Origin of the sequence: Acetomicrobium sp. UBA5826 (assembly GCF_002433005.1) — a bacterium.
Taxonomy (GTDB): Bacteria; Synergistota; Synergistia; order Synergistales; family Acetomicrobiaceae; genus Acetomicrobium.
Window position 1 is genome coordinate 77126 of record NZ_DJHF01000027.1, and the last position, 11691, is coordinate 88816.

General features: G+C 44.5%; 11 protein-coding genes. 8 read left to right on the forward strand and 3 right to left on the reverse strand.

The features are described 5' to 3' along the window. Nucleotides 1-21: 21 nt before the first annotated feature. Entirely contained in the window at nucleotides 22-1140 is a 1119-nt protein-coding gene (locus B3N34_RS09750) for an MGDG synthase family glycosyltransferase (RefSeq protein ID WP_286977800.1), read from the reverse strand. A gap of 2 nt (nucleotides 1141-1142) precedes the next feature. Beyond that, on the reverse strand, nucleotides 1143-2159 hold the full coding sequence (locus B3N34_RS09755) for a phosphohydrolase (protein ID WP_286977804.1): 1017 nt from the start codon (nucleotides 2157-2159) through the stop codon (nucleotides 1143-1145). A gap of 42 nt (nucleotides 2160-2201) precedes the next feature. Here B3N34_RS09755 and B3N34_RS09760 point away from each other — a divergent pair, with 42 nt between their 5' ends. The 8 genes from B3N34_RS09760 (at nucleotide 2202) to B3N34_RS09795 (ending at nucleotide 10715) form a co-directional block, all read left to right on the forward strand. Further along, nucleotides 2202-3002 (forward strand): metallophosphoesterase family protein, encoded by an 801-nt coding sequence (locus tag B3N34_RS09760; RefSeq protein WP_286977806.1) that lies wholly within the window; start codon nucleotides 2202-2204, stop codon nucleotides 3000-3002. 301 nt (nucleotides 3003-3303) lie between these two features. Next, nucleotides 3304-4644 (forward strand): chromosomal replication initiator protein DnaA, encoded by a 1341-nt coding sequence (dnaA, locus tag B3N34_RS09765; RefSeq protein WP_286977811.1) that lies wholly within the window; start codon nucleotides 3304-3306, stop codon nucleotides 4642-4644. A gap of 212 nt (nucleotides 4645-4856) precedes the next feature. Then, nucleotides 4857-6011 carry a DNA polymerase III subunit beta gene (gene dnaN, locus B3N34_RS09770; protein WP_286977816.1) on the forward strand — a complete coding sequence of 385 codons (1155 nt, stop codon included), beginning with the start codon at nucleotides 4857-4859 and terminating at the stop codon, nucleotides 6009-6011. Then, nucleotides 6001-7065 carry a DNA replication/repair protein RecF gene (gene recF / locus B3N34_RS09775; RefSeq protein ID WP_286977818.1) on the forward strand — a complete coding sequence of 355 codons (1065 nt, stop codon included), beginning with the start codon at nucleotides 6001-6003 and terminating at the stop codon, nucleotides 7063-7065. Before dnaN ends, recF begins: the two co-directional genes overlap by 11 nt. Beyond that, on the forward strand, nucleotides 7066-8952 hold the full coding sequence (gene mnmG, locus B3N34_RS09780) for a tRNA uridine-5-carboxymethylaminomethyl(34) synthesis enzyme MnmG (protein ID WP_286977824.1): 1887 nt from the start codon (nucleotides 7066-7068) through the stop codon (nucleotides 8950-8952). Next, on the forward strand, nucleotides 8949-9437 hold the full coding sequence (locus B3N34_RS09785) for a DciA family protein (RefSeq protein WP_286977826.1): 489 nt from the start codon (nucleotides 8949-8951) through the stop codon (nucleotides 9435-9437). The genes mnmG and B3N34_RS09785 overlap by 4 nt, the downstream gene beginning before the upstream one ends. A 34-nt stretch (nucleotides 9438-9471) precedes the next feature. Then, nucleotides 9472-10263 (forward strand): cell division protein FtsL, encoded by a 792-nt coding sequence (locus B3N34_RS09790; protein WP_286977830.1) that lies wholly within the window; start codon nucleotides 9472-9474, stop codon nucleotides 10261-10263. A 59-nt stretch (nucleotides 10264-10322) separates the two neighbouring features. Beyond that, on the forward strand, nucleotides 10323-10715 hold the full coding sequence (locus tag B3N34_RS09795; protein ID WP_009202045.1) for a class II SORL domain-containing protein: 393 nt from the start codon (nucleotides 10323-10325) through the stop codon (nucleotides 10713-10715). Nucleotides 10716-10786: 71 nt separating this feature from the next. On the opposite strand, the gene B3N34_RS09800 is transcribed toward B3N34_RS09795, so the two are convergent. Next, complete coding sequence (locus B3N34_RS09800; RefSeq protein ID WP_286977838.1) at nucleotides 10787-11560, reverse strand: transglycosylase SLT domain-containing protein; 774 nt, start codon at nucleotides 11558-11560, stop codon at nucleotides 10787-10789. Nucleotides 11561-11691 lie beyond the last annotated feature (131 nt).

The following is an 11691-nucleotide window of genomic DNA, read 5'->3' on the forward strand; positions in this document are numbered from 1 at the left end:
TCACTCCTCCTGCAGTAAAAACTAAATATTCTCCAAAACCTTTTTAACTATGAATTCCCCTGCCCTTGGCCTGGCCAAGCTGCCCGCAATATCCGTAAGCCTTTTTCTCTCCGCATCGTTTCTGAGGACAGACAATACAGTATGGGCTGTCCTCCGGGGTTCAAATATGGCTTTTGCAGCACCGCGATCGAGCAGATAATCGGAGTTTCTTTGTTCCTGCCCCGGGATGACTCCACAAAGAAAGAACGGGCGTTTCATGCACAGCACCTCGGAGGTTGATAAACCGCCCGGCTTCATCACGATAGCGTCAGAGGCAGCATATATGTTCACCATATCCTTGACAAAACCGAATACCTTCACCTTGAAGTTGTCATAGAACCTCTCCTCCATTGCCTCTCTTAGGTCGTCATTGTTACCGCAGAGGGTCAAGACTGTGACTCCATCTATCCGAGACAGAGATTCGACAACATCCTCCAGAGGGCCAACTCCTATACCGCCCCCCATGACTAAAAATACCTCGGACTCCTGCGACAGGCCCAACTCGGCACGAGCGGAAGACTTTGCCGGAGGGTCTGCAAAACAGCGCCTCACAGGAATTCCCGAAACGTGAACTTTGTTCATGTCGATACCGTCTGCTTCGTATTGTAACCTCGCCTCTTCTGAAGCTATAAACCACTCGTCGTAAACATCCTTATCGCGGTGAAAGATATGACTCAAAAAGTCCGTATTCACTAAAATAATGGGAATTCTCCCCCTGAATTCCTGAGCAACGGCGGAGGCGGCAAAAAAATGGGTGAATATTATCACATCTGGGGAAAAATCGTATAAAATTTTGAGCAATTTTCTCGCGTTTAACTTTACGGTCAGTTCGTGAAGTCCAATCAGTAGCCCTATAGATCCTTCGGGCGAATCGGTGGATTCGTAAAAATATCCCCAAATCTGCGGTGCCTTACGAACCATCTCCAGATAGGAGCGAGCATATATTCCTCGAATTAGCGGGTTTACGTAAGCTAGAGCATCGAGGCATATCGTCTCTACACCGAACATCGAAAACCACTCACACAATGCATTTGCTGCCGTCTTATGCCCCGTCCCAATGGACGAATGTATTATAGCTGCCCTTCTTTTCTCATTTGTCATAATCACTTTCGCTCCTCGCTTTGCTTCAGCTTATTTTTAAGCATATCTCCCAGAGTCATGGAAATGGGCGTCTCCTGCTCTGAAATCAATTTGATCGCCGAGATAATGGAATCGCAAATCTGCTCAAGGGAATAATGGGAAGGGAAGTAGAGGGCAGCTGCATCGCCGTGACCACCTCCATGGATCTTTTTGCCATCGCGCAACATCCCCGTTATCTTTCCCGCCAATCCCGTCCTGCTTCTAAGGGAAACGGCCCACTCGCCCGTGACCTTTTTATTCGCAACGGCGACCATTTTTGGGGGATCCTCGCTCCTATCCAAAATTAGGCCGCAAAAATCGGAGACATCCCCAAACTGCAACAGTTCCGGACCTACGGCCACAAGATCGTCTCCGAAGCGTTTTACCCTTTCTAGAGCCGTTGCGAACCGCTCTTCCTGATCCCTCACGAAAGTCACGGTCACCTCGTACTCTCCTTCTGAGAGGGATGAGGAAGGATTGGCTATAAGCCTCCCTAAAACACTCCAGGGTCCGCACATCGTGATCAACGCCTGCCAAAGCCTGCTTTCGGGAATCTGTCCCAGCCAAAGATCCCTGTCGTTTGCGACTTCAACTATGTCAGAAAGCGGCAAGAGGCGTTCCTCTACGTTTTTTGGAAGTTCAAGTGACATGAGCCAATTATAGTAAACCTTGGCAGCACAACACGATGTATCTATCTTCAGCCAGGGCCTGTTGCCCCAGCGTTCCAGAGTGGTCTTGTGGTGATCAAAACATATTGGCGAACCTCCGTCGAAAAAGTTGTCTATTAAATCGATCGTCTCCCTCCTCTGACAGAATAAATCCAAAACGACAAGGCTTCTTCCCGACTTCACCGAATCGAAGATAACGTTGTCCACATCCCCATATCCTATTAAATAAATCTGCAGGGGAGAGTTATCCGGATAGAGGGCATGCCAGGCCACGGCAGCGGCCACTACGCCGTCGAGGTCTGTATGGCTTATTATATTAATCAAAGGCCTCATCAAAATAAACTGCACCTCCAATATTTGAAAGGGGTGATTTGCATGTGTCTTAAAAAACTCATATCACGCAGTATAGAGCTTAATATAAAACGTCCCGACCGTCACGAAAATATGATCAAAAGAAGAAGAGACCTCCCTTTGATCATTATAGGAGATCTCCACGGAGAGCGCGATTCCCTGAAAGAAATCTTAGAAATAACGAGCGACGAAGGAGATTCCCTTTTTCTATTTCTAGGGGATTACGTGGACAGGGGTCCAGATTGTATGGGCTTACTTGAAGACATCATCAACTTTCAAATAAACAACGGAGAAAGAGTGATATTGCTTCGAGGCAACCACGAAGATTGGGATATGAATATACGCTATTCCTTCGCCAGCGAATTAATAGCCAAAGGCTACGAAGGGGTAATCGAAGATATTCTCTCCTGGTACGAGTCTCTGCCCTTAATCGCCCTTTTCGATGACATTGTCGCTTTACACGGTGGCGTCCCAAAACCGATTCCCTCAAATATAGACGACCTTTCCGGAATAAGGGCCACCGATCCTTTGGGGATGCAAATTTTGTGGAACGACCCTCTGGACGAAGGCTATTGGCCCCGCGGAGGAGGAACAAAATCCTTTAATGCCGAAGATCTGGAAACTTTTTTGAAGATAACAGGCGCCAAACTCCTGGTAAGGGGACACCAATACGTACCGAACAGAGGGTATAAACTCAATTTCGACAACAGATGTATGACCATCTTTTCCGCAAGCTACGGATATGGCTGGCCCAGATGCTTTATTTATCTTCCCCCTTGCGATTTCAACGTCTGCGATGTGGAAAAATACATCATCCGGATATGAGGAATCCCCATATTTATCCACTATGGTGTAATCAATTAGCCAATAAAGTCTCGATAACTTCACAGAAACTTATACACAGTCGGTGAATAACCTGTGGATAACTATGTAATTGCGCTTCCTTACTACAAATTATATATTTCACTAAATTGATTTTAATAATCGAAATCCCGTGGTTGACGCACAATGAAGAAAAAAGTTATCCACATGTTTGGTCAATAACTTGTGCATATGTGGATAACTTTTGTGGAAAAACTGTGGTAATATTTAGGATAACCTGTGGATAACCAAAGGGGGCCTTTTCGTGGACGACAAGTTAAACGATACGTGGAAAGATATTCTTTCGATAGCTCGTGAAAAACTCCCTCAGGGGGCTACTGAGATATGGCTTAAGACCTGTTTACCCATTTCCCTTGACAGAGGGAAACTGGTCCTCGATGTTCCTAACGTTTTTGTAAAGGAACAAATTCAATCTCGCTTCTTGAGCGGGCTTAAAGATCTCGTGGCCGACAGGGGTATTGCCAGGGAAGTGGAGCTGGTAGTCGGGACAGAGGTCCGCGACGGAGAACAAAAGAGAGCTGAAAATGCCTTAAAACAACCACCACCTCCGAATCCCGATGGACTCAACCCTAACTATTATTTCGATACCTTCGTGGTAGGGAAATCCAACAGGTTAGCCCATGCCGCAAGCCTTGCCGTGGCCGAATCTCCTGGAGTAGCCTACAATCCCTTATTTATCTGGGGAGGCGTAGGTCTTGGCAAGACTCACCTGATGCATGCCATAGGTCATTACGTGTTGGAACACCTGCCGGGCGCACGTGTAGTTTATGCCAGTTCCGAAAAGTTCACTAATGAACTGATATCGGCCATACAAAACAACAAGACACAGGAATTCAAGGCTAAGTTTCGAAATGTGGATATCCTCTTGATAGACGATATACAGTTTTTGGCCAACAAAGAGAGTACCCAGGAGGAGTTTTTTCACACCTTCAACAGCTTGCACAACGCAAAAAGACAGATCGTATTAAGTTCTGACAGACCTCCCAAGGAAATTCAGAGCATAGAACAGAGGCTGGTCTCCCGATTTGAATGGGGACTTGTAACGGACATACAACCTCCCGATCTGGAGACTAGAATAGCGATACTTCAAAAGAAGGCGGAATTTAGAGGATATGACATCCCCGAGGACGTCGTCTATTTTCTGGCTCAAAACATCCCCAGCAATATAAGGGAGCTAGAAGGAGCTTTGAACCGAATAATAGCGTGCTCTCAACTTAACATGGAACCGATAACGGTAGAAAATGCCACGGAGTGGCTGAAGGACATAATAAAAGTGCAACAACAGGGACCTATATCGGTCGATGCCATTCAGGATGCCGTCGCTTCCTACTTTGGCTTCGACGTTGAAGACCTGAAAAGCTCAAAAAGAACCGCCGATATTGCCTTAGCAAGACAGGTCGCTATGTATTTGTCCAGAGAATTGACTGAATCCAGCTTACAGCAGATTGGCGTAGCCTTCAACAAGAAGGATCATACTACCGTCCTTCATGCCTGCAGAAAGATAGAGGAGATGTTGAAGGAAGATTTGAAGATGAAAAAGATTGTGGATAACTTGTTGGGTAATTTGCGGTCTGTCGGTGGATAAGTTGTCATAAATCCACATATATAATTTTTATCCCTTCTAATATGCGTATATTGTGGATAGATTCCAAGCTTCTTCGCACATTTATCCACAGTGGAAAACTCAAGCAGATCAGCCTTGTTCCATGTTATCCACAATATCCACTGTACCTATTACTACCGCTACTATTTTTATATTATTTAAATAAAAGTAATAAATAGGAGGGCCATTGTAAAATGAGGATAAAAATTGATGACCAAAAATTAATAAGAAGCTGGCAAATTACAGAAAGAACCTCCAGAGGACCAAAGACATCGGCTATCCTGTCAGGCGTATATGTAAAGGCATACAACAACGACGTTATCTTAATGGCGACGGACCTCAAGACATCCATAAAATGTTTAATACACGATATTACAATTGAGGAAGAAGGAGAATCCATATTTCCAACCAAGGGAGTAGGGGAGATATTAAAAAAGCTATCCCACGGATTTACTATAGAGGCCACTAACGCAAAAGTAACGATCAGACACGAGAAAAACCAATTCAACTTCACAACCTATCCTACGGAGGAATTCCCAAAGCTACCCTCTTCGGAATCGGCAAAGCTGGCCTGCCGCATAAAGTCGAAGGATCTATCCAGATCGATAAAGGAAGGTTCTTTTACGGGTTCAACGAATGAAGAATTTCCTCAATATCTGTCAAGTGCATTAATTGAATTTAAAAGGAATTCCCTCAAACTAATTGCCACCGATGGCAAAAGACTCTCCCTTTCGGAAGCGGATCTGATGGAAGGATCGACCGAGGAAGATAGCATCCTAATACCCATCAGAGGGATAAATGAGCTTGAGAGGATACTTTCGACACTGGATGAAGATAGTCTTATAGAGATATTATACGATGACTCCCAATGTTATTTCAGAGGCGATGATATAGAGCTTTCCATTAGAAGGGTTGAATCTCTTTTTCCCCCTTACGACAGAATTATATCCTCCGACAGGACTACGTGGATGACGATCGATCGTCAGGCGCTGATTGATGCACTTGAGAAAGTAGAGGTAATAGTGAGAGATTTCAATAAAGTTATAATAATGGACTTAAAGCCTGCCGGAAATTTGTCAATATCTGCCTTTGCCAAAAACGTTGGAGAGGGCTTCGTCGAAATGGCTGCCGAGGTGGACGGAGAACCTCTGAAAGTGGGCTTTAACGTCGCCTATTTATTGCAGGGATTAAAGGCCATAGGGGATTCATCGGTAAGGATGAGTTTTAATGGTCCTCACGGGCAAATGAGGTTGCAAAAAATAAGCAGCGATAATTTTCTTTACATTCTAATGCCTGTAGTGTTGCCCGAAGAGCTGTTAGGCGGGGAAGAAGAGGCAGATGTGGTTTAGCCAGACCTATTGGCTGAATTATAAAAATTTAAAACCAGTGCGAATATCCTGGTATAAAGGCTTAAATGTCGTCGTAGGACCTAATGCATCGGGAAAGACCAACACGCTTGAGGCTTTGTCCATGCTTTGCGGTTGGGGTCAGGTTCAGCGGGGAAAGCTAAGGGATCTCGTAAATTGGGATAGCCACGACCAGGCAAAGCTTTATTCGCAATTTGATGGAGAAGAGAACATATCCGTAGTAGTTTCGATAAAGGACAAACGAACCATATTGGTTGCGGGAAAACAATGCAGCGCTTCGACGTTAAGGCTTCATGTTCCCTGTCTGTCTTTTTGGAGTGACGACGTTCGGTTGATAGAAGGATCTCCTGCAATCAGAAGGAATTTCTTAAATCACCTCTGTGCTACTATAGTTCCGCTGTATGCCAGGAGATTATATGACTACAGAAAGCTCCTGCGCCATAAAAATTATATCCTACGGGCGGGCAGATACGACGATGCCGTGATTAAAGCTATGGCGCCCGTTGCTGCGTGGCTTTGGTCTTACAGGAGAAGCATTGTGGACCTGTTAAAGGTGGGACTTAAAGAGGTATCGTCCCATTTGGTCGAGTTCGACTTTGAGGTCGACATAGAAGAGGGAAACAGGGATTATTATGAAGACCCCTTAGAGGCTTTTTATGAATCTCTTGCCTTCTTTAAAAAAGAAGAAATTGCCCGAAAAGTTTCCTTGGTGGGACCCCATAGAGACGATTTGAGAATAACGGTAAAGGGAAGGCCTGCATTTCAGGCCTTAAGCAGAGGGCAGAGAAGAAAACTTGCCGTTGCTTTTATGATGGCATCGGCAAAGGTCGTCGAGTATAAGCTGAAAAGAAGTCCTATAATATTATTGGATGAGGTGACGGCCGAGCTGGATAGGGAAGGTAAAGAGCAGTTGATAAAGGCGCTGGTTGAGAGCAACTGGCAAGTCATAACTGCCACGGCCGATGAACAATTAGGCTATATTGAGGATTTTCCGGCAAAGGTTTGGCATATATGTCGAGGAGGTTTATCCGCATAGATGATATATAAGGATGATAGGAATTTCGATGTTATAGTGGTGGGAGCAGGGCATGCCGGATGTGAGGCCGCTTTAGTTTCGGCGAGGATGGGGGCGCGAACCCTCCTTCTCAATTTGTATCTGGATAATATTGCATTGATGCCCTGTAATCCCTCGATAGGCGGTCCGGCTAAAGGGCATATTACGAGAGAGATAGACGCCTTGGGCGGAGAACAGGCAAAAGCAGCCGATGCCTCCACCATTCATATCAGATGGCTGAATAGTTCAAAAGGGCCTGCTGTCAGGGCGCTTAGGGTACAGTGTGATTTGTCGGATTACCATAAATACATGAGAAATACCTTGGAGACTACAATTAACCTTTATGTCCACCAAGCTCTGGTAACGGACCTTTGGGTGGAGAAGGGAAGGGTTAGAGGGGTAAAGACATGGTTGGGAGAGGAGTATTATTCCCCCTGTGTGATAATAACCACGGGTCCTTATACGAATGGCAGGGTATTTATAGGTTCGCACAGCTTTCCATCGGGGCCATTGGGCCAGATGGCCTCTTTAGAGTTATCAAACTCTTTAAAACGAATAGGTTTCATAATGGGAAGATTGAGAACTGATACCACACCAAGACTTCATGCTGATAGTATAGATTTTACTTCTTTAACTAAACAGGATTCTGCAGATGAACCATTATGTTTCAGCCACTGGGGGATACCGCGGATCTATAGTGGCTATTCCTGTTATTTAACGAGGTCGACGGGGAAGACGCATGAGATAATAAAGTCCTCTCTTACCCGTTCTCCCCTGGCAAAGGGAGAGATAAATAGTCCCGGGCCCAGATACTGTCCTTCTATTGAAGATAAGGTCATGAGGTTTCCTGAGAAGGAATCTCATCCCATATTTTTGGAGCCCACCTGCCGTCATTCGAAGGAAATTTATATGCAAAACTTCTCCACAAGCTTGCCCTATGATGTGCAGGTGGAAATGGTAAGAAGCGTTCCAGGATGTGAGAGGGCGCACATATTGAGACCGGGATACGCCATCGAATACGATTATTTTCCTCCGACACAACTTTATCCCTGGCTGGAGACGAAATTGGTAGAGGGACTTTTCTTTGCGGGGCAAATAAACGGCACATCCGGTTATGAGGAGGCGGCAGCCCAGGGATTGATGGCGGGCATTAATGCCGTACTGAAATTACGAAAAGAAGACCCCATAGTACTAGGCAGAGAGGAAGCCTACATAGGCGTACTCATCGATGATCTCGTGACCAAGGGGACGGAAGAGCCCTACAGGATGCTCACGAGCAGATGTGAATACAGGCTGCTGATGAGACACGACAATGCTGACAAGAGGCTTGCGCCTATAGGAAGAAGGTTAGGGCTTATAGACGACGATAAATGGAGCCTCTTATTAAAGAAATGGAAGTCCATGGACGAGGAAATCGATCGCCTCAAGGGTACGAAGATTTATCCTTCTTACGAGGTAAATACTTTATTATCTTCCTTAAATCAACCAAAGTTAGAAGAAACCGTAAGCGCTTACGATTTGCTCAAAAGGCCGGGAATTGACTACGATATTTTATATAAAATAGCTCCATTGGAAGAGAGTTTAAACGAAGAAATAAAATCCAGAATAGAAATCGAGGTTAAGTATTCTGGCTACATAGAAAGACAGATGAGCCTTGCTTCTAAATTGCAAAGGATAGAGCAATTACGCATACCTTCGGATTTAAATTATGACGAAATTAAGGGCCTTTCTTCCGAGGGAAGGGAGAAACTCAAAAAAATCCTGCCCGGCACTTTGGGGCAGGCGGGCAGAATATCGGGGGTAACGCCTTCCGACCTTCAAATTTTGTGGATGTATTTGGAGATGAGGAGCAAAAATAAAGCGTCATGATGAGGAAAATAAGAGAACCAAAACACATAGCCGAGGTCATTGATAAGACTTCATCGGTAAACCTGAAGAATTTTCTTGAATTTTATAAAGTAAGCAGTGCGTGGCCTGAACTTGCAGGCAGGGTGTCGAGCAGGTCAAGACCTGTTAGTTTATTAAAGGGAAAGCTGAAGATTGTAGCCGATTCTCCATCTGTGGCTCAGGAGATCATGATGATGTCGGGGAGAATAATTTCCGAAGCCTTCTCAAAGGGCGTTAAGATCGAGTCGGTCTTGGTTAATATCGGTAGAGTGGAACCTATAGTCGGATCCCGATCTTTGAATGAAGGCAACCGTCACCGGTTTAAGCCGATTTTAAGGGGTTACTCTACAGATGATATCGAAAGGGTAAAAAACAGATTCAATCAGAAAGGCCTGCCTAAAGATGTGTTATATGGACTTTGCAGGCTATATATTGCCTATAACAGAAGGTTTAATTCCTTAAAATAATTTTAATAATATTAATAAAAAGAGGTGGCGTTTTATGAAAAAAAGTCACTTATTTAATTTGATTAAAAGGTTGACTTTTATTGCGGTTGTTATAATTCTTATCTCTCCTTCATACTTGACAAAAATATCAGGTGCTGAGGAAATAGAAGATCTTTTTGTAATTTACGGCGAGAAAGAACGGGGAGAGGCTCAAGGTCTGATACTGCAGAAAAATTTATTGGAAAAGGCTCCGAAGAATATGTCGCAATACGATATGTGGCGTGGCCTTTTCGAGGAGGATGTAACGGAAGAGGAAAGGGCTGTTATAGCTTTGAAGTTAATAGACGAGATTTATCCTCAGGGGAATCCGGCAAAATGGGACGAGATAGGGGGGCTGTGGATTCCACAGCTGGTTCCAAAACCGCTGGCAGCCTTTGATGCTCTTTATGTAGCAGTAGGATCGTTGCTATCATTAAATAACGAAGGAGCTGCCTGGCTTGCCAGGAGCTTACTACTTCAGCTTTATGAATCCAGAGGAGCCAGGATATACGGAATAAGGACTGCTCCAATAGAAGTCGTTGATATCATTGAAAAACTGAAAGTGAGGGCACCCTTGCCGCCTATTGGTGGGTGGCCAAACCCTGAGGTCTTAGGGAGGCTTCCCTATGCGAGAAAAATATACGGATACATATCCGTCGATACTGCCCTTGTCAATGAAATGACCTTTCTCGATTCCCTTGGAAGGCCAAGAGGCGGATCCGGGGTTTATGCCTGGGATAGGGCGAGGGGAAGGATATACAACGTCAAAGGCGGGCGAAATGAGGACGAGATATGGCCAAATTTTTAAAGTATGTTAAAATAAAAATGGTTTTAAAAGCCTATCACATATAGAGGGAGGGGTTGGATATGAAATTTGAAACATTGATACAGTCAGGCGACTGGAAGGGTGAAAAACACGTTCCCGTTATCGAAGCTCCCGAAGAGGTGGCCTCGGGCGAAGCTTTTACCGTTACAGTGAGCGTCGGCAAGGAGATACCGCATCCCAACACTACAGAACATCATATAAGATGGATAAAGCTATTTTTTAAGGGAGAGGACGAGAAATTTCCCTTTGAAGTTGGTACATATGAGTTCAACGCCCACGGTGAGCACGTAAACGGCCCTAATACGGGCCCGGCTTATAGCGAGCCCTATGCGGTGGCAAAAATTAAACTCAACAAATCTGGCACGCTTTTGGCGATGTCTTATTGTAATATTCACGGGCTTTGGGAAAACTCCAAAGAGATAAAGGTTAAGTAGATATTAGCCATCACAATAATCAAATTAAAACAAAAATCATCCCCCTGTAAATTCCGGGGGATGATTTTTGTTTATAATATATCTTGAAGCGTCCTTAGGTGATTGTTAACTACGCTTTTGTATTTAGAAGAAGCTTTCCCATAATATCGGTCAAGGGCCTTATGTTCCGAGCCATAGGCTCTCATATAGCGGGATAACAGCAGGGCTCCGGCAGCTATTCCAAGCTCCGGGTCATGCAGTAAGTTTTTCGATGTTATACCATTGGCAGACAACAATCCTGCATGAATATCCCACATGACCTGCATCACGCCCACAGCCCCTTTTTTACTCACTGCCTTGGGGTTAAAGTGACTTTCAGTATTGGCGACTGCCACCAACAGATCTTCCGAAATGCCATATTTTTTTCCATAGTGAACGAAAGCACAGGCTTCTCTCCACACCGTTTTTGAAGACAGCTTTGGGTTGGCCTTTTTTATGTGTCTGGCCAGCTTGGCTACATTCTCCTGTTCCTCAGGGGGCATTTCTTCCAAGAATCTGAGGGACGAATTGGGGTGTTCTTCTTGCCACCGAAGTACGTCTTTGGGGGTATTTCCCGTTGCAGCTAGGGCTTTAATGACTTGTTCCTGAAGATTTAACGTTTTTTTTACAGGTTCGTTGTTTACCACACTATCGCTTCGTGTCGTTATGGATAAAAATATACTGAAAAATAGAAATATAGTTACGATCTTTATGATTCGAGATCTAATATCCAGTGAATGTCTCAATATCATCACAACCTCCTTGAAAAAAATTGCACTCATGGCTACAGGAGAGAGAAATTTTCCTTTGGCCTGCCTTAAAAACACAATAGATCGCCTCCGGGCGATCTATTGTGTACGACAAAATAAGTGAATTATATTTGCAAATTTGATTTTACATGTTTTGCTGGATTTTGCCAACCCGACTTAATCTTTTGACCGCGTCAAGTTTTTGTAGG

What these genes read in the sequence shown, in the direction of transcription:
- B3N34_RS09755 (WP_286977804.1), bottom strand. Translation starts at nt 2,159, where the DNA reads ATGAGGCCTTTGATTAATATAATAAGCCATACAGACCTCGACGGCGTA.
- dnaN (WP_286977816.1), top strand. Translation starts at nt 4,857, where the DNA reads ATGAGGATAAAAATTGATGACCAAAAATTAATAAGAAGCTGGCAAATT.
- B3N34_RS09790 (WP_286977830.1), top strand. Translation starts at nt 9,472, where the DNA reads ATGAAAAAAAGTCACTTATTTAATTTGATTAAAAGGTTGACTTTTATT.
- B3N34_RS09795 (WP_009202045.1), top strand. Translation starts at nt 10,323, where the DNA reads ATGAAATTTGAAACATTGATACAGTCAGGCGACTGGAAGGGTGAAAAA.
- B3N34_RS09785 (WP_286977826.1), top strand. Translation starts at nt 8,949, where the DNA reads ATGATGAGGAAAATAAGAGAACCAAAACACATAGCCGAGGTCATTGAT.
- B3N34_RS09750 (WP_286977800.1), bottom strand. Translation starts at nt 1,140, where the DNA reads ATGACAAATGAGAAAAGAAGGGCAGCTATAATACATTCGTCCATTGGG.
- recF (WP_286977818.1), top strand. Translation starts at nt 6,001, where the DNA reads ATGTGGTTTAGCCAGACCTATTGGCTGAATTATAAAAATTTAAAACCA.
- mnmG (WP_286977824.1), top strand. Translation starts at nt 7,066, where the DNA reads ATGATATATAAGGATGATAGGAATTTCGATGTTATAGTGGTGGGAGCA.
- B3N34_RS09760 (WP_286977806.1), top strand. Translation starts at nt 2,202, where the DNA reads ATGTGTCTTAAAAAACTCATATCACGCAGTATAGAGCTTAATATAAAA.